At 72.3% G+C, this 21,525-nt stretch carries 18 protein-coding genes; 8 read left to right on the top strand and 10 right to left on the bottom strand.

All coding sequences use genetic code 11. The features are described 5' to 3' along the window. Nucleotides 1-9: 9 nt before the first annotated feature. Entirely contained in the window at nt 10-1,179 is a 1,170-nt protein-coding gene (gene sucC / locus ISO16_RS24265) for an ADP-forming succinate--CoA ligase subunit beta (RefSeq protein ID WP_006945023.1), read from the bottom strand. A 144-nt stretch (nt 1,180-1,323) separates the two neighbouring features. Then, nucleotides 1,324-3,039 carry a hypothetical protein gene (locus tag ISO16_RS24260; RefSeq protein WP_072634586.1) on the bottom strand — a complete coding sequence of 572 codons (1,716 nt, stop codon included), beginning with the start codon at nt 3,037-3,039 and terminating at the stop codon, nt 1,324-1,326. 226 nt (nt 3,040-3,265) lie between these two features. On the opposite strand from ISO16_RS24260, the gene ISO16_RS24255 reads away from it, so the two are divergent. After that, on the top strand, nt 3,266-4,309 hold the full coding sequence (locus tag ISO16_RS24255; protein WP_065922906.1) for a M23 family metallopeptidase: 1,044 nt from the start codon (nt 3,266-3,268) through the stop codon (nt 4,307-4,309). Between the two features lie 77 nt (nt 4,310-4,386). Here ISO16_RS24255 and pcrA read toward each other — a convergent pair whose 3' ends face one another. Continuing rightward, the gene (gene pcrA, locus ISO16_RS24250; RefSeq protein ID WP_065922907.1) at nt 4,387-6,831 is read right to left on the bottom strand and encodes a DNA helicase PcrA; all 2,445 of its coding nucleotides are present in this window, start codon (nt 6,829-6,831) and stop codon (nt 4,387-4,389) included. Nucleotides 6,832-7,120: 289 nt separating this feature from the next. On the opposite strand from pcrA, the gene ISO16_RS24245 reads away from it, so the two are divergent. Next, nucleotides 7,121-7,429: a chorismate mutase gene (locus ISO16_RS24245; protein ID WP_029541984.1), complete on the top strand. Its 309-nt coding sequence runs from the start codon at nt 7,121-7,123 to the stop codon at nt 7,427-7,429. Nucleotides 7,430-7,612: 183 nt separating this feature from the next. Here ISO16_RS24245 and ISO16_RS24240 read toward each other — a convergent pair whose 3' ends face one another. Further along, nucleotides 7,613-9,064, bottom strand: a complete 1,452-nt coding sequence (locus tag ISO16_RS24240; protein WP_072634642.1) for an NAD-dependent succinate-semialdehyde dehydrogenase — start codon at nt 9,062-9,064, stop codon at nt 7,613-7,615. A 79-nt stretch (nt 9,065-9,143) separates the two neighbouring features. Between ISO16_RS24240 and pgi the strand changes: the two genes are divergently transcribed. Further along, nucleotides 9,144-10,778: a glucose-6-phosphate isomerase gene (gene pgi / locus ISO16_RS24235; RefSeq protein WP_075288591.1), complete on the top strand. Its 1,635-nt coding sequence runs from the start codon at nt 9,144-9,146 to the stop codon at nt 10,776-10,778. Between the two features lie 87 nt (nt 10,779-10,865). Here pgi and ISO16_RS24230 read toward each other — a convergent pair whose 3' ends face one another. The 3 genes from ISO16_RS24230 to ISO16_RS24220 all read right to left on the bottom strand — a co-directional run bounded on the left by ISO16_RS24230 (nt 10,866) and on the right by ISO16_RS24220 (nt 14,164). After that, entirely contained in the window at nt 10,866-11,690 is an 825-nt protein-coding gene (locus ISO16_RS24230) for an FAD:protein FMN transferase (protein WP_072634557.1), read from the bottom strand. A 202-nt stretch (nt 11,691-11,892) separates the two neighbouring features. Next, nucleotides 11,893-13,515 carry an acyl-CoA dehydrogenase family protein gene (locus tag ISO16_RS24225; RefSeq protein ID WP_072634556.1) on the bottom strand — a complete coding sequence of 541 codons (1,623 nt, stop codon included), beginning with the start codon at nt 13,513-13,515 and terminating at the stop codon, nt 11,893-11,895. 43 nt (nt 13,516-13,558) lie between these two features. After that, a complete protein-coding gene (locus ISO16_RS24220; RefSeq protein ID WP_029541968.1) occupies nt 13,559-14,164 on the bottom strand; it encodes a TetR/AcrR family transcriptional regulator in 606 nt (201 codons plus the stop codon). A gap of 58 nt (nt 14,165-14,222) precedes the next feature. Between ISO16_RS24220 and ISO16_RS24215 the strand changes: the two genes are divergently transcribed. Together ISO16_RS24215 and ISO16_RS24210 are read left to right on the top strand one after the other, a co-directional pair. Further along, entirely contained in the window at nt 14,223-15,464 is a 1,242-nt protein-coding gene (locus ISO16_RS24215; protein ID WP_072634555.1) for a hypothetical protein, read from the top strand. Between the two features lie 39 nt (nt 15,465-15,503). After that, complete coding sequence (locus tag ISO16_RS24210; protein ID WP_072634554.1) at nt 15,504-17,042, top strand: carboxylesterase/lipase family protein; 1,539 nt, start codon at nt 15,504-15,506, stop codon at nt 17,040-17,042. Here ISO16_RS24210 and ISO16_RS24205 read toward each other — a convergent pair. Genes ISO16_RS24205 through ISO16_RS24195 form a run of 3 tightly spaced genes read right to left on the bottom strand, consistent with a single transcriptional unit; the run spans nt 17,035 to nt 18,709 of the window. Next, nucleotides 17,035-17,361: a cupin domain-containing protein gene (locus tag ISO16_RS24205; RefSeq protein WP_006933250.1), complete on the bottom strand. Its 327-nt coding sequence runs from the start codon at nt 17,359-17,361 to the stop codon at nt 17,035-17,037. The two genes, ISO16_RS24210 and ISO16_RS24205, sit on opposite strands and share 8 nt — an antisense overlap. A gap of 59 nt (nt 17,362-17,420) precedes the next feature. Beyond that, nucleotides 17,421-17,918, bottom strand: a complete 498-nt coding sequence (locus tag ISO16_RS24200; protein ID WP_029541961.1) for a dihydrofolate reductase — start codon at nt 17,916-17,918, stop codon at nt 17,421-17,423. After that, on the bottom strand, nt 17,915-18,709 hold the full coding sequence (locus tag ISO16_RS24195) for a thymidylate synthase (RefSeq protein WP_006933254.1): 795 nt from the start codon (nt 18,707-18,709) through the stop codon (nt 17,915-17,917). The genes ISO16_RS24200 and ISO16_RS24195 overlap by 4 nt, the downstream gene beginning before the upstream one ends. A gap of 85 nt (nt 18,710-18,794) precedes the next feature. Between ISO16_RS24195 and ISO16_RS24190 the strand changes: the two genes are divergently transcribed. The 3 genes from ISO16_RS24190 to ISO16_RS24180 are packed head-to-tail and all read left to right on the top strand — an operon-like array spanning nt 18,795 to nt 21,426. Beyond that, on the top strand, nt 18,795-19,661 hold the full coding sequence (locus tag ISO16_RS24190) for an Fpg/Nei family DNA glycosylase (protein WP_072634553.1): 867 nt from the start codon (nt 18,795-18,797) through the stop codon (nt 19,659-19,661). Nucleotides 19,662-19,720: 59 nt separating this feature from the next. Next, nucleotides 19,721-20,776, top strand: coding sequence for a tellurite resistance/C4-dicarboxylate transporter family protein (locus ISO16_RS24185; RefSeq protein WP_006933256.1), 1,056 nt, complete (start codon nt 19,721-19,723; stop codon nt 20,774-20,776). Continuing rightward, nucleotides 20,731-21,426, top strand: a complete 696-nt coding sequence (locus tag ISO16_RS24180; protein ID WP_037200605.1) for an alpha/beta hydrolase family protein — start codon at nt 20,731-20,733, stop codon at nt 21,424-21,426. Before ISO16_RS24185 ends, ISO16_RS24180 begins: the two co-directional genes overlap by 46 nt. Nucleotides 21,427-21,525 lie beyond the last annotated feature (99 nt).

The raw sequence follows: 21,525 nt of genomic DNA, 5'->3' as shown, positions 1-21,525 counted from the left end.
CGTGTGTCCTTACTTCGCGGCGTGCGCCAGCTCGGCGGCCTTGTCAGCGGCCTCGTCCATGGTTCCGACCAGCGTGACCAGCGGGTGGTTGGCGTCGGCCAGGATCTTGCGGCCCGCCTCGACGTTGTTGCCGTCCAGGCGGACGACCAGCGGCTTGTTGGCCTCGTCGCCGAGGATCTCCAGCGCCTTGACGATGCCGTTGGCGACCGCGTCGCACGCGGTGATGCCACCGAAGACGTTGACGAACACGCTCTCGACCTGGCCGTCGTTCAGGATGACGTCCAGGCCGGCGGCCATGACCTCGGCGGACGCGCCGCCACCGATGTCGAGGAAGTTGGCGGGCTTGACGCCGCCGTGCTTCTCACCGGCGTACGCGACGACGTCGAGGGTCGACATGACCAGGCCCGCGCCGTTGCCGATGATGCCGACCTGGCCGTCGAGCTTGACGTAGTTCAGGTCGTGCTCCTTGGCCTTGGCCTCGAGCGGATCGGTGGAGTCCTTGTCCTCGAGCTCGGCGTGCTCGGGGTGGCGGAAGCCCGCGTTCTCGTCGATGGTGACCTTGCCGTCGAGGGCGAGGATCTGATCGTCGGGGGTGCGCACGAGCGGGTTGACCTCGACCAGGGTGGCGTCCTCGGCGACGAAGACCTCCCACAGCTTCTGGATGGTCACGGCCGCGGCGTCGAGCACGTCGGCGGGCAGGTGGCCCTGCTCGGCGATGCTGCGCGCGAACGCGAGGTCGACACCCTTGACGGCGTCCACGGGAACCTTGGCGAGACGCTCGGGCTTGGTGGCCGCGACCTCCTCGATCTCCATGCCGCCCTCGACCGAGCACATGGCCAGGTAGGTGCGGTTGGCCCGGTCGAGCAGGAAGGAGATGTAGTACTCCTCGGCGATGTCGCTGGCCTCGGCGACCAGCAGCTTCTTGACGATGTGACCCTTGATGTCGAGGCCGAGGATGTTCTCGGCGTGGGTCTTCGCATCCTCGGGGGTGGCGGCGTACTTCACGCCACCGGCCTTGCCACGACCACCGGTCTTGACCTGGGCCTTGACCATCACAGGCTTACCGATTTCCTCGGCGATCGCCTTGGCATCGTCGGCCGTGTCGGTCACACGACCCAGCGACGTCGGCACACCATGCTTGGCGAAGAGTTCCTTCGCCTGGTATTCGAAGAGATCCATCTGCTCACCGTCTCGTCTGCGTTGACGCCCGCTCGAGGGGTATGAGCGGGTCCGTTCGGACTGTAACTAGTCGGAAGTCCCACCAAACGCCCGCACTCCTGGTATGTGTCGCATGTCACCGGAGCGAAGGGCCCGAGGGGTACCTCACGGATTTTCCTCCCGGATTGTGAGCCACGCCGCAGCCAGGAGGAACACCACCCCAAGGATTGCAGGCAGTGTGAGGACGCCGTTCACCGGCTCCTGCTCCGGGCTCCGCACGAGCAACCACGACGCCGCATACAGGGCCACCGACGCCGCCGCGCCGAGCAGCAGCACACCGCCCCGGGCCGGCCGCGACCGCGCTGCGACCAGCACCGCTGCGACCACCGCGACGGCGAGCAGCACCCGCCCCCACACGTCGTAGCCCCACGGATAGTCCAGGACCGAACCGGCCCCGGGCTGCACCGGCAACAGCACACCGGCACCGGCGACGAGAGCCGCAGCCGCGCCCACCGCGCGCACGACCGGCCCGGCGATCCGTTCTACGGAGGTGTCGATGCCGTCGCGTTCCGCACCCCCGGCCAGCACGACGAGCACCCCCGTCGCCGCCGCCCCCAGGATCGCGGCGCCGGCCAGCCACGCGCCCGGCCCGGCACCGACGCCGGGCAGGTCCGCGGCGAGCACCCAGGACTGCAGCACCGCCCCGGCGGCGGTGACCACCGCGACGACCGGCACCGCGACGGCGGGCCGCAGCGGGGCGGCGAATTCGGAGAGCAGCAGCCACACGCTCAGCGCCAGCACGAGCAGGCCTGCGGCGAGCAGCAGGCGAGTGGCCGGCAGGTCGGGCGCCGGCGCCCCGGCCGGGACCGACAGGGTGGGCAGCAGCGCACCCGCCGTCGCGACGACGCCGGTGGCAATCCCCGCGACGCCCGCGGTGACGTGCCGGCGCAGCATCGCCGGGACGGACGTGACCGCCCTGGGCACCGGCCCTGCGGCGCGGGCGGACCGGGCGACGAGCCGGGGCAGTGCGACCGCGGCCGCGACGAGGGCGACGGCGGCGACCACCCCGACGGCGGCACCGGGCGACGGCGCGAGCCGCTCACCGGTGAGGCCCGCCGCCAGGCGCGGGCCCAGGATGCCGAGCGCACCGAGCCCCGCACCCGCCACCAGGCCCGTCGCGGCAGCCGGCGAACCGGTCACCAGCGCCCACGTCGCCGTCAGCACCACCGCGACCGCGGCGGCCAGGGAACCGATCGCGGTGGCCGTGGTGGCGTCGAGGACGCCGGGGCCGAGCAGCACCGGGTCGTCCGAGACGAAGGGCGGGGCGAGGAGCGCACCGGCCGCGACCAGGGCCGCCACCGCCACCGCGGTCGCCGCCGGGGCCCCGACGCGCACACCCACCGGGCCGTCCTCGCCGGGCACGTGTGCGGGGTCGGCCACGAGCCGCCGGACCGCGACGGCCCCGAGGACTCCGGCGCCGACCGCGGCGAGATGGCCGGCGAGGACGACGCCCGCGCCCGGGCCCGCCGTGAGGCCGGCGGCTGTGAGGGGCCGGAAGAGCTCGAGCCGGTCGGCGTCGAGGGCGTCGGTGAACAGCGCGACGTCGAGCAGGGCCGCGCCGAGTGCGACGAACCCGGCCCCCGCAAGCAGCGCGCCGGCCCGGATTCCGGCGAGGGGCCCGGGCCGACGGGCGAGACTCACCGCGCCGACGGGCACCGCGAGCGCGGCGGCGACGGCGACGAGCGTCGCGGCGCCGAGGGCGGCGCCGACGGGCCCGGCGTCGGCGCGGACCGCCGGCAGGAACGGCGCGACCGCCACGGCGATGGCGCCGAGCACGGACAGGACGAACGCGGCGACGAGGACGGGCGGGCGGCTCGGCACGCCCCGACGCTACGGCGACGTTCCGATTCATCGCGGCGTGACACACCGTGAATATTCGGTATCGCGCCGTAACCGAAGGAACGTTTCCATATACGCCCAGCTCAAACTGTGATGCCAGTCACAAGGCCCGATTTCCAGCCCGTTTGGGTTGCCACGCTTGCGATCGTTTCGTTACCGTCGCTTCGGTCCGAATAACGGTCAGGTCACGAACGGAGGACGGCAGTCGATGCACACTTGCACTCCACGCGCCGACAGCCGTCCCGGCAGCGGGTTCGGTGACTTCGAGTCCACGGAGGCCACCGACCATCTCTATCCGGGCCACTGGCAGCCGCACGAGCGTTACCTCGACGAGGGCCCGGCGGACGATCTAGACGTCTCGAGCATTGTGAACTTCCGCAACACCAGTACCACCGAGCAGTACGAATTCTATGGCACCGAGCCGGCCGAGCCGCTCACCGCCCCCGGATCACCCGACGGCGATCTGGCCGCCCCCACTCGTCGCGGCGGCGCCCACCGGGTTCCCACTCCCCCCGCCGCCCTCAAGGGCCGCGCCGCGGTCCTCGCGGTCGCCGCCGGCGCCGTCGTCGCCGCGGGCCAGGCCGCCGCCAGCGGCCCCGCCCAGGAGTCCGAGCACTCCGAGGTCGCCCTCGCCGCGGACGCCACCGACTCGCACGTCATCACCGCCACCGCGGTGCCGCAGGCCGCGCAGTTCGCCCCGGAGACCGAGTCCGAGGGCGCCGCCCCGTCCCAGGCCCCGCAGGTCCTCAACATCGCGGACCCGAACGACCTCTCCCAGTTCTCGAACCTGCTCGCCAAGGGCCAGCGGTTCAGCGAGGAGCGCGCCGCCCGCGAGGCCGCTGCCCGCCGCCCGCTGTTCGTCCTTCCGGCCGCCGGCGTCTTCACCTCCAGCTACGGTGCCCGCTGGGGCACCCTCCACGCCGGGGTGGACATCGCCGGTCCGATCGGGACCCCGATCCTCGCGGTCGCCGACGGCACCGTCATCGACTCCGGTCCGGCGTCCGGCTTCGGCATGTGGGTGCGCCTGCGCCACGCGGACGGCACCGTCACCGTCTACGGCCACATCGACCAGTCCATGGTGACGGTCGGTCAGCAGGTCATGGCCGGCGACCAGATCGCCACCATGGGCAACCGCGGCCAGTCGACCGGCCCGCACCTGCACTTCGAGGTGCACCTCAACGGCATCGACAAGATCGACCCGCTGCCCTGGCTCGCGACCCGCGGCATCTCCCTCGGCATCCGGAACGACTGACCTCCGGCGCTTCTCGCGAAACGGGCCCCGCACCGGCTGGTGCGGGGCCCGTTTCGCGTCCGGCCGGGAACCCGGGGTCAAAGCTTGACCATCGGCACGCCGCCGACGAGCATCAGCCGCACCTTCCCGGCGCTGCCGAAGTCGATGACCACCGTCGCCGTCGGCCCGGAGCCGCGGGTCTCGAGGACCGTGCCGAGGCCGTACTTGTCGTGGCTGACCCGGTCGCCGACGGCGAGCACGAGATGGTTGTTGCGCGAGCGCGCGGCCCCGAAACTCGGTGTCGACTGCCGGTCGTCGCCGAACCGGGACGCTCCGCCCCCGAAGCCGGAGCCGACTCCGCCGTAGCCGCCCCGGCCCCGGCCGGCTCCGATGGCGTGACCACCGGCCACCCCCGGATCCTCCCGGCGCCACTCCACGAGTTCCTGCGGAATCTCTTGCAGGAAGCGCGATTCCGGATTGGTCACCGGCTGCCCCCAGGCCGAGCGCAGCACCGCCCGGCTCAGGTAGAGGCGCTGCCGCGCGCGGGTGAGCCCGACATAGGCCAGGCGCCGTTCCTCCGACAGCTCGGCCGGGTCGCCGAGCGCTCGCATGTGCGGGAACTGCCCGTCCTCCCACCCGGTCACGAACACCACCGGGAACTCGAGACCCTTGGCGGTGTGCAGCGTCATCAGGGTGACGACCCCGTCGCCCTCCTCGGGGATCTGGTCGGCGTCGGCCACCAGCGACACCCGTTCGAGGAACGCGGCGAGCGAGCCGGGCTCGGGCTCCCCCTCCGCGCCCTCCCGTTCCTCCTCGAGACCCGCGGCATTGCGGGCATCCGAACTGAATTCCCTTGCCACGCTGACCAACTCGTTGAGATTGTCGAGCCGCGTGCCGTCCTGCGGGTCGTCGCTGGCCTCGAGCTCGGCGCGGTAACCGGTGCGGTCGAGGACCGCCTCGACGACGTCGCCGATGTCGACGAGGTCGTTGCCGTCGGCGTCGGTCTCGGTGAGCATCCCCCGCAGCTCGTCCATGAGGTCGACGAACGCGGCGATGGCCTTCTGCGAGCGGGTGTTCAGCAGGGGCACGGTGCCCTCGGCCGCGTCGCGCAGGGCCCGGCCGAACCCGACCGCCGTGCGTTCGGCGTGCACCGCCACGCAGGCCTCCGCGCGGTCGCCGATGCCGCGACGGGGGGTGTTGAGAATACGGCGCAGGCTGACCGTGTCGTCCGGGTTGGCGAGCACCCGCAGGTACGCGACGAGGTCGCGGACCTCCTTGCGCTCGTAGAAGCGCACGCCGCCGACCACCCGGTAGGGCACGCCGTGCCGGATGAACACGTCCTCGAGGGCACGGGAGGAGTTGTTGGTGCGGTAGAACACCGCGACGTCGGCGAACCTGGCCTCACCGGCGTCGACGAGCCGGTCGATCTCCGCGGCCACGAACTGCGCCTCGTCGTGCTCGTTGTCGGCGACGTACCCGGTGATCGGTTCCCCCGCGCCGGAGTCCGTCCACAACCGCTTCTCCCGTCGTCCGGTGTTGCGCGCGATCACCGCGTTGGCCGCCGAGAGGATGTTCTGCGTGGAACGGTAGTTCTGCTCGAGCAGGATCGTGCGAGCGTCGGGATAGTCGCGTTCGAACTCCTCGATGTTGCGGATCGTCGCGCCGCGGAACGCGTAGATGGACTGGTCGGCATCGCCGACGACACACAGCTCCCCCGGCGCGACCGCATCGTCCGTCACGGTGTCGTCCGCACCGCCCACGAGCGTGCGCACGAGCACGTACTGCGCGTGGTTGGTGTCCTGGTATTCGTCGACGAGAACGTGGCGGAACCGTCGGCGGTAGTACTCCGCCACCTGCGGATGCGCCTGCAACAGTGCCACCGTCTCGCCGATCAGGTCGTCGAAGTCGAAGGCGTTGGCCGCACGCAGCCGCTGCTGGTAGTGCGCGTAGACCCGCGCGACGATCCGCGGCAGTTCCGCCGCCTCGCGGTCCGCGTCGGCCGCGGCCTCCTCGGGGCCGATCAGCTCGTTCTTGAGATTGGAGATGTGCGTCGCCAGCAGCCGCGCGGAATACCGCTTGACGTCGAGGTCGAGATCCTTGGCGATCATGGTGAGCAGCCGCCGGGAGTCGTCCGCGTCGTAGATGGTGAAGTTCGAGTTCATCCCCGACAGCAGCGCCGACTGCGCCCGCAGGATCCGCACGCAGCTCGAATGGAACGTCGACACCCACATGCTGTTCGCGCGCGGACCGACGAGGTGGGCGACGCGCTCGCGCATCTCGGCGGCCGCCTTGTTGGTGAACGTGATCGCCAGGATCTGGCCCGGCGCCACCCCACGCTCACCCAGCAGGTACGCGATGCGCCGGGTCAGCACCGCCGTCTTGCCGGAGCCGGCCCCCGCGACGATGAGCAGCGGAGACCCCGTGTGGGTCACGGCCTCCCGTTGCTGGGGATTGAGTCCCTCGAGCAGCGCGTCGGGGGTCATCGCCCGCACCCCCGAGTTCGACGCGGGGACGGGACGGCCGGAGGCAACGGGTGTGTTCATCGTGGTACCAAACTACCGGCGATCGCCGACAGCCGTGCCGGCCGGGCCGGGGCGATTCGGCAGGTATGCCTTACTTGGCCGGTTCGGGGACGGGTGGCAAACTGAACGTCATGTCATGCGCTCCACGTCGCCACTATCGGCGACACTTCCATCGGTGTGAGAGCCGATGACCGAGGCCTGACCACACCCGAGGCTTCGGCTGCTGCGCCACCGAAGTCCCGAGCCGACGGCCGGACCGGTAACGCCCGCAGTATCCGAAGCGATCCCAGAGCTGACGCGAGGAGACGACATGAGCACCAACACCGAGGCCGCCGGTTCCGGAGCCAGCGCATCCGACGCTGCCCTGCCCACCACCGAGGCGGAGATCGACGAGCTCCGCAAAGAGATCGACCGGCTCGACTCCGAGATCCTGGCGGCGGTCAAACGCCGCACCGAGGTCTCGCGCATCATCGGCCAGACCCGCATGGCCTCCGGCGGTACCCGCCTGGTGCACAGCCGCGAGATGAAGGTTCTCGAGCGCTTCAGCGAGCTGGGCCAGGAGGGTCACACCCTGGCCATGCTGCTGCTGCGGCTCGGCCGCGGCCGTCTCGGTCACTGAGGCCGCGGCCGTCTCGGTCACTGAGGCCACGGCCGTCTCGGTCACTGACGCCGCGGCCGTCCGGGTCACCGAGGCCACGGCCGTCCGGGTCACCGAGGCCACGGCCGATTCGGTCACCGAGTCCCGCCGGTACGCCCCCGAGCCCGTCGGTCCCGACGCTCGGGGGCGTCACCGTCGCGCAGGTCACTGCAGCGCGATGTACTTCGTCTCGAGGTACTCCTCGATGCCTTCACTGCCGCCCTCGCGGCCCAGCCCGGAGGCCTTGACACCGCCGAACGGCGCCGCCACGTCGGAGATCACGCCCCGGTTGACGCCCACCATGCCGGACTCGACGGCCTCGGCCACCCGCAGCGCCCGGTCCAGGCTCTGCGTGTAGATGTACGCGGCCAGTCCGTATTCGGTGGCGTTGGCCGCATCGATCGCCTCCTGCTCGGTGTCGAACCCGGCCACGGCGGCGACGGGGCCGAACACCTCCTCCCGCAGGATCCGGGCCTCGGCCGTCACCCCGTCGAGCACGGTCGCCGGGTAGTACCACCCCGGGCCGTCGGGGACGGATCCGCCGAGCCGGAGGCTCGCCCCGGCCCCCACCGCGTCCTGCACCAGCGCGCCGACGGTCTCCCGCTGGCCGGCGTTGATCAGCGGCCCGAGTGTGGTGCCGGGCTCGGTGCCGCGCCCGAGCCGGTACTGCGCCATCCGCTCGGTCAGCTTCTTCACGAACTCCTCTCGCACCGAGTTGGCGACGTGGAAGCGGTTCGCGGCCGTGCACGCCTCGCCGCCGTTGCGCAGCTTCGCGGCCAGCGCGCCCTCGACCGCGGCGTCGAGGTCGGCGTCGTCGAACACCAGGAACGGCGCGTTGCCGCCCAGCTCCATCGACGTGCGCAGCATCGCCTTCCCGGCCCGCTCGGACAGGGCCCGGCCGACCCCGGTGGAACCGGTGAAGGTCAGCTTGCGCAGGCGGGGATCGTCGATCAGCGGACCGGTGACCGCCCCGGCGCGCGACGTCGGCAGCACGGACAGCACCCCCTTCGGCAGGCCGGCCTCGGCGAACAGCTGGGCGAGCAGCAGCATCGTCAGCGGGGTCTCCGACGCGGGCTTCATCAGGATCGTGCAGCCCGCAGCGAGGGCGGGACCGATCTTGCGGGTGCCCATCGCGAGCGGGAAGTTCCACGGCGTGATCGCCAGGCACGGTCCCACCGGCTGCTTCGTCACCAGGATCCGTCCGTTGCCCGCGGGCGCATGGGTGTAGCGGCCCGCGATCCGCACCGCCTCCTCGGCGAACCAGCGGAAGAACTCGGCACCGTACTTGGCCTCGGCCCGGCTCTCCGGCAGGGCCTTGCCCATCTCCAGGGTCATCAGGAGCGCGAAGTCCTCGGCACGTTCGGTGATCCTCGCGAACACCGAACGCAGCAGTTCGCCACGTTCGCGCGGCGGGGTCGCGGCCCACTCGTGCTGGACGGCCACCGCGGCGTCGAGGGCGCGGACGGCGTCCGCCGGACTCGCGTCGGCGACGTCGGTGAGCATGTCGCCGGTGGCGGGATCGTGGACGGGGAAGGTGGCGCCGTTCTCTGCGGCCACCCACTCCCCGCCGAGGAACAGTTCTGTCGGTACGGTCCGGATCAGTTCTTCGGTGTCCATGACCCACATCATGCGCTCCACGACCCGAGCGGATTCCGAACCCGCCGGTAACTACGGCCCCGCACTAGGCTCTGAATTCATGAGCGACGTGACTCGAACCGCACCGTGGCAGCAGCTGTCCCAGCACCGTTCGGAGCTCGAGGCGGTGGATCTGCGGGGGTTGTTCGCGGCGGATCCGGGGCGGGCGCAGCGGTTCTCGCTGACCGTCGGGGAGTGGTACATCGACTACAGCAAGCATCGGATCACCGACACCACGGTGGGGTTGCTGCTGGAGCTGGCCCGGGCGTGTGGGCTCGAGGCCCGCCGCGATGCGATGTTCGCCGGGGACCGGATCAACACCACCGAGGACCGGGCGGTGCTGCACACCGCGCTGCGGTTGCCGCGGTCGGCGACGCTGACCGTGGACGGCACCGACGTGGTCGCCGAGGTGCACGCGGTGCTCGACGCGATGGCCGGCTTCGCCGAGAAGGTCCGCTCGGGCACCTGGCGCGGCGCCACCGGCGAGCCGATCGCCACGGTGGTGAACATCGGGATCGGCGGCTCGGATCTGGGTCCGGCGATGGTGGCGCGGGCGTTGCGGCACTACGCCGACGGCCCGGCGGTGCGGTTCGTCGCCAACATCGACCCGGCGGATCTGACCGCGCAGCTGACCGGCCTGGACCCGGCCACCACGCTGTTCGTGGTGGCGTCGAAGACGTTCACCACCGTCGAAACCCTCACCAACGCCACCGCCGCGCGGCGCTGGCTGGTCGCCGCGCTCGGCGAGGACGCCGTCGCGGCGCATTTCGTGGCGGTGTCGACCAACGCGAGCAAGGTCGCCGAGTTCGGCATCGACCCGGCGAACATGTTCGGGTTCTGGGACTGGGTGGGCGGGCGGTACTCGGTGGGCTCGGCGATCGGGCTGGCGGTGATGTGCGCGATCGGCCCGGTGCGCTTCGCCGAGTTCCTCGCCGGGATGCACACCGTGGACGAGCACTTCGCCACCGCCCCGCTGGAGGCGAACGCGCCGGTGCTGCTCGGGCTGCTGGGGGTGTGGTACGCGTCGGTGCTGGGCGCGCAGTCCCGGGCGGTGCTGCCCTACAGTCAGGACCTGGCCCGGCTGCCGGCGTATCTGCAGCAGCTGACCATGGAGTCGAACGGCAAGAGCGTGCGGCGGGACGGCACCGCGGTGGACCACGACACCGGGGAGATCTTCTGGGGGGAGCCGGGCACCAACGGGCAGCACGCGTTCTACCAGTTGCTGCACCAGGGCACCCGGCTGATCCCGGCCGATTTCGTCGGGTTCGCCGCCGCGTGCGAGGACCTGCCCACCCGGGACGGGACCGGCAGCATGCACCAGATCCTGCTGGCGAACATGCTCGCCCAGGCGAAGGTGCTCGCGTTCGGGCGCACCGCGGCCGAGGTCGCCGCCGACGGCACCGACCCGGGGTTGGTGGCGCACAAGGTGATGCCCGGCAACCGGCCCTCGACCACCCTGCTCGCCCCGGCGTTGACCCCGGCGACGCTGGGCCAGTTGATCGCGTTGTACGAGCATCAGACCTTCGTCCAGGGCGTGATCTGGGGCATCGACTCGTTCGACCAGTGGGGCGTCGAACTCGGCAAGACCCAGGCCCTGGCCCTGGCACCGGCCCTGACCGGCGCGGCGGACCCGGACACCGGCGACACCTCCACCGACACCCTCGTCCGCACCATCCGGCGGTGGCGTCAGAAGTAGAGCAGGCACCCCTCGTGGCGGGCTTGCACCGGTTTCCGACTGCGGAGACGGGGGCAAGCTCACCGATTCGGGCGCAAGCTCCGCCGCTCAGGCGGCGTGCGGGCGGGACCAGCGGCGCGTCGTGTGCACCCGGCCGCCGCCGTCCACGAGCCGGGCGGCGAGATCGTACTGCTCGAGCCACCGCACCGCCGGCGCCCCGCGGCGCAGCGCCGCCGCGGCCGCGGCGTCGGCCCACAGCGCGTCCCCGGCGATGACGGTCACCTGCGCCCACCGCCCGGAGACGTCGTTACCGCCGTTCTCTTCCACCTCGTCGGGTTCGGCGGCGCGCACGCGCGTCGCCATCGCGCTGCCCGCCGGAAGTTCGACCGTGCCGGCTCCGGGGATGGCCACCTGCCAGCCCCCGGCGGGGCTGTGACCGGCGGTGGCCGTCACGTCGCCCATGCGCACCAGGACACCGCATTCGAGACTGCGTGCGACGGTCGCGGCGGCCCGATCGGCCGTGTCGGCCCTGGCCGTTTCGGTGATGTCGAGGTTGACGCCGAACGGGGCCAGCACGGTCTCGCCGTCGAGGTGGATGTCGCTGTAGTCCGGAAGCGGATGGATGGGCGGGGTGGCCTCCTCGTCGATTCCCGCGTCGTCGGCCGACAGGGGGCTCACCGCCCCGTCGGTCATCCGGGCGACCCAGAGCGCCGAGCGCAGCAGCGCCGACAGCCGCGGACTGACCTGCACGGGAATGCCCTGGGCGAGATTGACCTCGTGGATCTCCGCGTCGCCGCGCTGGGGGTTGCAGGCCGCCTCGGATTCTGCGATCGCGGCGCGCACCAGCGTTTCGGCCTCCACCAGTGCGGCGCACTCGGTGACGGCCACCTCGACCGGGACCCCCCACTCCCGCCATTCGCTGCTGCTGATCATGAGGGGCTCCGGCCTCGCTCGACGATCGTTGTCGTTACCCCAGTATGCCCCTGCGGATCGTCGCCGGTCGGATGCGCGCGAGAATCGCCACTGTTCAGATGCGCGCGAGAATCGCCACTGTTCAGATGCGCGCGAGAATCGCCACTGTTCAGATGCGCGCGAGAATCGCCACTGTTCAGATGCGCGCGAGAATCGCCACTGTTCAGATGCGCGCGAGAATCGCCGCGGTGTCCACGCCGGTCGGCATGGTCCCCAGGGCGATGCCCCAGTCGTCGCCCAGCCGCGTGGCGCAGAAGGCGTCCGCGACTGCGGGATGCCCGTGGCGCACGAGCTGTGCCCCCTGCAGCACCAGCGCCATCAGCTCCACGATCCGGCGGGCCCGGTATTCGACGTTCTCGAGGTCGGCGAGTTCCTTGCCGACCCGGGCCACGGCGTCGTCGAGCCGGGGGTCGGCGCCCTCGGCGAGGCGCAGCTCGGCGAAGAACGCGTCCACGGTCTCGGGCTGCTTGACCATCGCCCGCAACGCGTCGAGGGCGGCGACGTTGCCGGAGCCCTCCCAGATCGACATGAGCGGTGCCTCGCGGTACAGCCGCGGCATCCCGGATTCCTCGGCGTAGCCGTTGCCGCCGAGGCATTCGAGAGCCTCCGCGGCATGCGCGGGGGCGCGCTTGCACACCCAGTACTTGGTGACCGCGAGGGCGATGCGGCGCAGCGCCGCCTCCTGCGGATCGGTCGACGCGCGGTCCGTCGCGCCGGCGAGCCGCATCATCATGGTCGTCGCGGCCTCCGACTCGACGATCAGGTCGGCGAGCACGTTCCGCATGAGCGGCTGGTCGACGAGCAGGGCGCCGAACGCCTTCCGGTGCCGGGCATGATGCACCGCGCGCAATGTCGCCGCGCGCATCCCGGTCGCCGAGCCGATGACGCAGTCGAGGCGCGTCATGTTCACCATCTCGATGATGGTGTTGACGCCGCGGCCCTCCGCACCGACGAGCCAGCCGGTTGCGCCCTCGTATTCGATCTCGGAGGAGGCGTTGGACTTGTTCCCGAGCTTGTCCTTGAGCCGCTGGATGTGGATGCGGTTGCGGCTGCCGTCGGGAAGCACCCGCGGCAGCAGGAAGCACGAGACGCCGCTCCCGGTCTGCGCCAGGGTGAGGAACAGGTCCGACATCGGGGCGGAGGTGAACCACTTGTGCCCGACGATGCGATAGCTGCCGTCCGCCTGGAGGGTCGCCGTCGTCGTGTTGGCCCGCACGTCCGATCCGCCCTGCTTCTCGGTCATGGACATGCCGGCGATCAGGCCGCGCTTGGTGGACGGTTCCCGTAGCCCGAAGTCGTAGTGCGGGGCGGCGAGCAGCGGCTCGTACGTCGCGGCGAGTTCCGGGTTGTGCCGCAGCGCCGGGATCACGGCGTACGTCATGGAGATCGGGCACATGTGTCCCGCCTCCGCCTGGCCCCACACGTAGAACTTCGCGGCCCGGGCGACGTGCGCACCGGCCCGGGGGTCGCGCCACGGCGCCGCGTGCATGCCGTGCTCGACGGCCACCGTCATGAGGTCGTGCCAGTGCGGATGGAACTCGACCTCGTCGATGCGGTGCCCGTAGCGGTCGTGGGTGCGCAGCACGGGCGGGTACTCGTTGACGAGCCTGCCCCAGTCCTGCGCGCGCACACCGCCGGCGAGCGCGCCGATCTCCCGGACCTCGTCCTCGGCCCAGGCCGCGCCCTCGCGGCGCAGGCCCTCGAGCAGCGCCGGGTCCGCCGCCGCCTGGTAGGGCACCAGATCCGGGACCTGGTTGAACACCTCGTGAGTGGCGGGAAAGTTCACCGGGTGGGGGGCGGGCGAGGTCACCGGGTGGGGGCGGGCGAATTCACTGTCGGGCTCCTATTGCGCGTAGGGCGAATGCGACGAGTTCGGGAACGGTGTCGGCGGCGGCCGCACCGGACTGCAGCGGACCGGTGAGGACCTCGCCGACAGCGCCGACGAGGGCGGCGGCGGCGAGGGCCGCGTTCCGGGGGGCGAGATCGCCCGAGTCGATGCCCCGGCGGACGGCCCCTTCGAACGCGGCCGCGAAGGCGCGTCGCAGCACCAGGCGCTCGGCGTCGACGGCCGCGTCGACGGGTTCGGCGAGCAGGGCGTAGGCCAGGGTGGGGTTGCGCATGGCGCGACGGGCGAAGGTCTCGACGACGGCGGCGACCTGCGCGGCGGCGCCGTCCGGCCGTGCCGTCTCGGCGGCGGCGACCACGGCGTCGACCTCCCGCCCGCACAGGCTGCGGAAGATGCGCACCATCAGCTCGGACTTGTCGACGTAGTGCCGGTAGACGCTGCCGGTGGCAACGCCGGCCCGCTCGGCGACGGCCGCGATGGACAGGCCCTGGTAGCCCCGTTCGGACAGCAGGCTCACCGCGGCGTCGGCGATCGCGTCGCGTTGCGCGTCGAGCCGTTGCTGCACGGCGGGGGTCCGGCGGTAGGCCATGAAAGGATTGAACCTCGATTCATAGCTTGGGTCAAGGATCGCGGCTACCGTCGGGGAGGTGAACCGGCTCAGCGTGGTGGACGAGATCTTCCTGCACAGACACCGTGGCCTCGGCATGCCCGTCGCCCTGCAGGGACTGTGGCGCACCGGCGACACCGTCGGCGCCCCCCTGCTGATCTCGCTGCACGACGCGCTCGGCCGCAGCCCCCTCGGCCGGCGCGTCGTGCGCCCGCACGTCCCCGGCGCGCGCCCCCGGCTCGAACCGGGTCACCACAGCTACCCGCTGCGCTACCCGCCCGAGCCGATCCCCGCCGCCGACGTCCTCGCCTGGGCGGACCAGCAGGCGGAGGTGGACGTCAACCCCGAACTCGGACCGGGATGGGCGCTGACCGCCACCCGGGTCGAGGGCGGCGGGACCGTCGTCTCGCTGGTGTGCTCGCACGTGCTCGCCGACGCGCGCGGCCTGATCGACGCCGTCGCCGACGCGCTGGCCGAGCGGATCCGCCCGTCCGACCCGGCGCGTGTCTCCGACGTGCGCGACGCCGCGCGCCTGGTCCGGCGCGTCGCCCGGGGCATGCGCCGGGCCCGCTGGTCCCCCGCCACCGAGAAGCCCCCGCGGCCCCGCCCGATCCGCTCCCCCGCCCGCACGGCACTGCTCGACGTCGACGCGACCGCGTGGGACACCGCGGCGGACGCGGCCGGCGGCACCCCCAACTCCCTCTTCCTCGCGCTCGCCGCGGGCATCGCCCACCGCGCCGGGCTCGACTGGCCGCTGCGGATCGCGGTGCCCGTCGACGGCCGCACCGCCGCCCCCGGCCTCCCCGACGACGGCGCCGGCAACGGAGTGACGATGACCGAGGTGGTGGTCGACGCGTCCGACACCCCGGCCTCGATCCGCCACCGCGCCCGTGCGGCGTACACCCGCCGCCGGGAGGGGGCGCCGCACGGCCTGCCGGACGAGGTGCTGCAACTGCTGCCCGACCGGCTCGCCGCGCGCCTCGCCGCGGGGGCCGGCGAGCGGGACCTGCTGTGCTCCAACATCGGGCCGCTGCCCCCGGTGCTCGACGGATTCGGCCCGCACCGCACCACCGGCGTCGCCACCCGCGCCGTCCACCCGGGCCTCGCGACCGCCCGGGCCTCGACGTCCACCCGGCTCGCCGCGTACCTGTGCCGGCAGGGCGACCGCTACACCCTGGCCCTCGTCGCGCTCGACGACGAGCACTTCCCCACCCGGGCCGCCCTGCGCGCGGACACCGACGCCGAGCTCGCCGCCCACGGGCTGCACGGCCGGCACTGGTAACCGCGGCACCTATGACTCGGCGTCACGTACAGTTCGAGCATGGCGGCTGAGACCCTTGTCACTGTTCCCGACGGCGCCCTGCGCGGCACCCGCATCGGCGACCTCCTCGCCTGGCGCGGCGTCCCCTACGCGGCACCCCCGGTGGGACCGCTGCGGCTGCGCGCCCCGCAGCCGGTGCAACCGTGGACCGGTGAACGCGATGCCACCCGCTTCGGCGCCGCGGCGAGCCAGCACCCGCGCGGCCTGACGATCGGTTTCCGGAAGCAGCAGCCCGCGAGCGAGGACTGCCTGACGCTCAACGTGCTGGCGCCCGCGGCGCCCGCCGCGACGCCGCGGGCGGTGCTGGTGTTCATCCACGGCGGCGCCTACACGCTGGGCACCACGGCGATGCCGCTCTACGGCGGGGAATCGCTGGTGCGCCGCGGTGACGTCATCTACGTGTCGATCAACTACCGGCTCGGCAGCCTCGGCTATCTCGACTTCACCCAGTTCTCCACGGCAGAAAGGCCTTTCGACTCGAACCTGGGGCTGCGCGACCAGGTCGCCGCGCTGGCATGGGTGCGCCGCAACATCGCCGCCTTCGGCGGGGACCCCGACAACATCACGATCTTCGGCGAATCGGCCGGCGGCAACGCCGTCACCACCCTGCTCGCCACACCCGCCGCCGCGGGACTGTTCGCCCGCGCCATCGCCCAGAGCTCGGCACCGAACCTCGTCGTCGACGCCGACCACGCGGCCGAGTGGGCGCGACGTTTCGTCGAACTGCTCGGCGCAGAACGAGATTCCGCGGTCGCGGCGCTCAAGTCCGCGACCCCGGCGGAGCTCGGCCGCGCCGCCCAGCGGCTCAGCGGGCGCATCCTGCACCAGACGCCCGGCCTGCACGCGTTCGGTCCCGTCATCGACGGCGACTACCTACCCACCGCCCCGATCGAAGCCTACGAAACCGGTGCCGCACATCGGGTTCCGCTGATCATCGGCACCAACGCGCGGGAGGGCACGCTGTTCCCGCGGGTCCTCGACGCGCTGCCCACCAATCAGCTCCGCATCGAGCAGATGTTCGGGCTCACCGATCCCACGGCCCAGGAGCGCGTCGTCGCGGCCTATCCCGGCTACCCGGAGGCCCGCGCGGCCGTCGATCTCGGCGGCGATCTCACGTTCTGGCATCCCTCGATCGAGATCGCCCAGGCCCACGCCCGCCACGCCCCCACCTACAGCTACCGGTTCGACTACGCGCCGCCGCTGCTGCGCTGGACCGGCTTCCACGCCACCCACGCGTTCGAGCTGCTCGCCGTGTTCGGCCAGGCCGACACCGCGCTCGGCCGGGTGGTCACGGTCGCCGGGGGCCGGCGCGCGCTGCGCACGGTGAGTGACACGGTGCAGCGTCAGTGGCTGCACTTCGCGCAGGAGGGCGAGCCGCTGCCGTCGTGGCCGCGCTACGACGAGCGCGACCGCGCCACCGTCATCTTCGACGACCCAACGCGCGTGGAGTACGACCCGTGGCGGGAGCGGCGGCTGGCCTGGGCCGGGTACCGCGGCTACCGCGGTCTCGCGCTGCCGCAGGCGGGAGCGGTCACTTGACCACGGTCAGCAGGAACACGACGTCCTCGAGCGCGGTGACGCTGTGCCGGACGGTGGGCAGCACCAGGTAGTCGCCGGTTGAGCCCTTCCAGGAGTCGTCGCCGGCGATCAGGGACAGCCGCCCGCCGAGCACCTGCAGCGACCCCTCGCCGGGGCCGTCGTGCTCGGCGAGTTCGTGGCCGGCCAGCAGTGCCACCATCGTCTGCCGCAGATGCTTGGCGTGCCCGCCCAAGATGGTCTGCGAGCTGCGGCCGCTGCTCGATGCCGCCGCCAGCTTCAGTTGCTGTCGCGCCAGAGCCGTGAGGGAAAGCTTGTCCATGGCAGCCCTTCCTGGTCGGGGTACGCCCTCGCAGTATGGCCCACCGGGCGCGCCACCGGTCAGGTTCGCGCGTACCGGACGAAGCGGAACCCGATTCCGTCGCCGGATTCCTGCCGCGCGCCGACGTCCACGGCCGTCCACCCGGGACCGATCCGCGGGGCGAAGGCGTCCGCGCCGACCTCGAGGTCCACCTCCGTGACGAGCAGCCGCGTCGCATGCGGCATGGCCTGCGCGTAGATCTGGCCGCCGCCGATGACGCAGACGTCACCGCCGCCGGCGAGCGCCAGGGCCTCCGGCACGCCGTGGGCCACCTCGGCGCCCGCGTCCGACCAGGCCGGGTCGCGGGTGACGACGATGTTGCGCCGGCCGGGCAGCGGCCGGAACCGCGGCGGCAGCGACTCCCACGTCAGCCGGCCCATGATCACCGGTTTACCCGTCGTCGCGGCCCGGAAGTGCGCCATGTCCTCGGGGATGCGCCACGGGATCGCGCCGTCACGGCCGATGCCGCCGTCGCGGTCCTGCGCCCAGATCAGGACGATGTCGCCCGTCTCCGTCATACCGCGACCGGCGCCTTGATCGGCGGGTGGTGCCGGTACCCGGTGATCTGCACGTCCTCGTACTCGTAGTCGAAGATCGACCCGCGCCGGTTCAGCTCCAGGGTGGGATACGGGTAGGGCGCGCGGGAGAGCTGCTCGGTGACCTGCTCGACGTGGTTGTCGTAGATGTGGCAGTCCCCGCCCGTCCACACGAACTCGCCCGGCTCGAGGTCGGTCTGCTGGGCCACCATGTGGGTCAGCAGCGCATAGCTGGCGATGTTGAACGGCACGCCGAGGAACAGGTCGGCGCTGCGCTGGTACAGCTGGCAGCTGAGCTTGCCGTCGGCGACGTGGAACTGGAAGAACGCGTGGCACGGCGCGAGCGCCATCCGGTCGATCTCGCCGACGTTCCACGCGGAGACCACGATGCGCCGCGAGTCGGGGTCGGTTCGGATCGTGTCGATCGCCTTGGTGATCTGATCGATGTGCCCGCCGTCGGGGGCGGGCCAGGAGCGCCACTGCACCCCGTAGACGGGACCGAGCTCGCCGTCGGCGTCGGCCCACTCGTCCCAGATCGTGACGCCGTGCTCCTGCAGCCACTTGACGTTCGAGTCGCCGCGCAGGAACCACAGCAGCTCGTACACGATGGACTTCAGGTGCACCTTCTTGGTGGTGATCAGCGGAAAGCCCTGCGAGAGGTCGAAGCGCATCTGGTGCCCGAACAGGCTGCGCGTCCCGGTGCCCGTGCGGTCGGCCTTGGGCGTGCCGGTGTCGAGCACCAGGCGGAGGAGGTCTTCGTACGGGGTCGGCACGGCAGTCACCACGACAGGCTATCGCCCGTGCGTGGTTGTGGTCGTTGGGGCAGCCCGAAGCACGCACGAGCGATAGCCTGACTCCATGCCCGAGCTGCCCGAGGTGGAGGCCCTGGCGGTGTTCCTGCGCGAGCACGCCGTCGGTGCCGTCGTCGGCCGGATCGACGTGGCGGCGCTCAGTGTCCTGCAGACCGCCGACCCGCCGATCACCGTGCTGCAGGGCCGCAACGTCACCGGCGTGTCCCGCTTCGGGAAGTTCCTGGCCGTCGACTGCGCCGGTCTGTGGCTCGTCACGCACCTGTCGCGGGCGGGGTGGCTGCGCTGGCAGGACAACCCGTCGCCGGCACCGCCGAAGCTGGGCCGGGGGCCGCTCGCGCTGCGGGTACACCTGTTCACCCCCGACGCCGCCACCCCCGCCTTCGACCTCACCGAGGCCGGCACCCGCAAGCGCCTCGCCGTGTGGATCGCCGACCGTCCGCAGCAGGTGCCCGGCATCGCCCGGCTCGGTCCCGACGCCCTGGCCGTCACCGCCGACGAGCTGGCCGCGCGGCTGGCGGGCAGCACCGCACGCCTGAAGACCGCCCTCACCGACCAGCAGGTGCTCGCCGGGATCGGCAACGCCTACTCCGACGAGATCCTGCACGTCGCCCGGCTGTCGCCGTTCGCGCCGGCGGGCCGGCTCACCGACGAGCAGCGGCAGGCGCTGTACGACGCGCTGCGCACGGTGCTCCTCGACGCCGTGAGCCGTTCCGTGGGCCAGGATGCCGCGCGGCTCAAGGGTGAGAAGCAGTCCGGGATGCGGGTACACGCCCGCACGGGCCTGCCGTGCCCGGAGTGCGGCGACACCGTCCGCGAGGTCGCCTACGCCGAACGTTCCTTCCAGTACTGCCCCACGTGCCAGACCGGCGGGAAGATCCTCGCGGACCGGCGGCTGTCGCGGCTGGTCAAGTGAGTGGTGTCGTTCGAGACCCGCGCAGATCCGGAAGGACACCACGGCGGTAGCGTGCGGCTGTGACGGTTCTCGACGGTCTCCGCGGGGGTGCCCGCACGCTCGACCCCGGCTACTTCGCGCTCGTGATGGCGACCGGCATCGTGTCGATCGGCATGCACCTGCAGGGCCTGGTCACGGTGTCGGCCGCGTTACTGCTGGTGTCCGTCGCCGCCTACGCCGTCCTGCTGGTGTTGACCGGGTGGCGGCTCGTGCGGTTCCGCGGCGAGGTCCGCGCCGACCTCACCGACGCGAGCCGCGCGTTCGGGTTCTTCACGTTCGTCGCGGGCAGCAACGTGCTGGGGATCCGCCTGACCATGGACGGGTGGCACTCGACGGCGGCGGTCCTGCTCGTCGGCGCGGCCGCGACGTGGCTCGTGCTCGGCTACGTGATTCCCTGGACGGCGGTGCTCGGCACCCGCAGACGCCCGGTGATCGCCAAGGCCAACGGCAGCTGGTTCGTGTGGGTGGTCGCGGCCCAGTCGGTCGCGCTCGCCGCAGCCACCCTCGAGCCGATCTACGACGACCTGCGGCGGCCGCTGTCGCTGGTGGCCGTGTTCGCGTGGTCGGTCGGCCTGTTCCTCTACGCCGCGGCGGGCGTGTTCGTCGCGGCCCGGATGATGCAGTATCCGCTCCGGCCGGTGGACCTCACGCCGTCGTACTGGGTGTCGATGGGCGCCGCGGCGATCACCGTGGTGGCCGGCTCACGCATCGTGGCGATGGAGTCGGCCCCGATGGTCGACGCCACCCGTGGACTCGTCGCCGGGCTGGTGGTGGTGTTCTGGGCGTTCGCGACGTGGCTGCTGCCCGCCCTCGTCGCCGCCGGGTGGTGGCGGCACCGCACCCACCGCATCCGGCTGCGCTACGAGCCGGGCCTGTGGTCGGTGGTCTTCCCGCTCGGGATGTACGGCGTCGCCGGGGTCTACCTCGCCGAGGCCGACGAGTTGCCGTGGGTCGGGGTGGTCGGCAGGACGGAACTGTGGGCGGCCGTGACGGTGTGGGCGGCGGTGTTCGCGGCGATGCTCGTGCACCTGTGGCGCACGGTGCTGCGTCCGCGTCCGGCTACCGTGGGCCGGTGACGACCGAGGACCTCGACGACGATTCCGTGCACGGCGTGCTGCACCACCCGGCCGGTGTCCCGCGCGGCGCGGTGGCGCTGACCCACGGGGCCGGCGGCAACTGCGACGCGGCGATCCTGCGGCAGGTGTGCAACGCGTTCGCCGACGCCGGGTTCCTCGCGTTGCGGTTCGACCTGCCGTTCCGGCGCCGGCGGCCGAAGGGGCCGCCGCAGCCGTCGCGAGCGGCGGAGGACCGGGCCGGGATCGCGGCGGCGGCCGAGGCGATGCGGGTCCGCACAGTCGGCCCACTCGTGCTCGGCGGCGTCTCGTACGGCGGCCGGCAGACGTCGATACTTGCCGCCGAGCAGCCCGACGTCGCGGACGCGCTCGTACTGCTGTCCTACCCGCTGCACCCGCCGGGCAAGCCCGGGAAGGCCCGCACCGAGCACCTGCCGTCCCTGACGGTGCCGACGGTCTTCGCGCACGGCGACCGGGACCCGTTCGGCAGCCTGGACGAGATGCGCGCCGCGCTGACCTTGATTCCGGCGCCCGTCGTGCTGGTCCCGGTGACCGGCGCGGCGCACGACCTCGGCAAGGCGAAGACCGATCCGGCACCGCCGATCGTGCACGCCGTGTCCGGACTGCTCTCGGACACGGCGTCCCGGCCGTGACACCCGCGGCCGCGGGTGTCACGCGTCGGTGGCGTGGGCCCGGCCGGAGGGCGGCGACCGCTGCCCTCCAGCCGGGCCTGGTCTCGTGTAGATCCTCGA

The sequence above is a fragment of the Rhodococcus sp. M8 genome, from assembly GCF_015654185.1.
Classification (GTDB): domain Bacteria; phylum Actinomycetota; class Actinomycetes; order Mycobacteriales; family Mycobacteriaceae; genus Rhodococcus; species Rhodococcus aetherivorans.
Note: the sequence above shows the minus strand (reverse complement) of the source record. Positions and strands in the feature narration are given on the sequence as shown.

What these genes read in the sequence shown, in the direction of transcription:
- ISO16_RS24240 (WP_072634642.1), bottom strand. Translation starts at nt 9,064, where the DNA reads ATGGACACCGAAGAACTGATCCGGACCGTACCGACAGAACTGTTCCTC.
- ISO16_RS24255 (WP_065922906.1), top strand. Translation starts at nt 3,266, where the DNA reads ATGCACACTTGCACTCCACGCGCCGACAGCCGTCCCGGCAGCGGGTTC.
- ISO16_RS24190 (WP_072634553.1), top strand. Translation starts at nt 18,795, where the DNA reads ATGCCCGAGCTGCCCGAGGTGGAGGCCCTGGCGGTGTTCCTGCGCGAG.
- pcrA (WP_065922907.1), bottom strand. Translation starts at nt 6,831, where the DNA reads ATGAACACACCCGTTGCCTCCGGCCGTCCCGTCCCCGCGTCGAACTCG.
- ISO16_RS24205 (WP_006933250.1), bottom strand. Translation starts at nt 17,361, where the DNA reads ATGGACAAGCTTTCCCTCACGGCTCTGGCGCGACAGCAACTGAAGCTG.
- pgi (WP_075288591.1), top strand. Translation starts at nt 9,144, where the DNA reads ATGAGCGACGTGACTCGAACCGCACCGTGGCAGCAGCTGTCCCAGCAC.
- ISO16_RS24230 (WP_072634557.1), bottom strand. Translation starts at nt 11,690, where the DNA reads ATGATCAGCAGCAGCGAATGGCGGGAGTGGGGGGTCCCGGTCGAGGTG.
- ISO16_RS24200 (WP_029541961.1), bottom strand. Translation starts at nt 17,918, where the DNA reads ATGACGGAGACGGGCGACATCGTCCTGATCTGGGCGCAGGACCGCGAC.
- ISO16_RS24210 (WP_072634554.1), top strand. Translation starts at nt 15,504, where the DNA reads ATGGCGGCTGAGACCCTTGTCACTGTTCCCGACGGCGCCCTGCGCGGC.
- ISO16_RS24220 (WP_029541968.1), bottom strand. Translation starts at nt 14,164, where the DNA reads ATGGCCTACCGCCGGACCCCCGCCGTGCAGCAACGGCTCGACGCGCAA.
- ISO16_RS24245 (WP_029541984.1), top strand. Translation starts at nt 7,121, where the DNA reads ATGAGCACCAACACCGAGGCCGCCGGTTCCGGAGCCAGCGCATCCGAC.
- sucC (WP_006945023.1), bottom strand. Translation starts at nt 1,179, where the DNA reads ATGGATCTCTTCGAATACCAGGCGAAGGAACTCTTCGCCAAGCATGGT.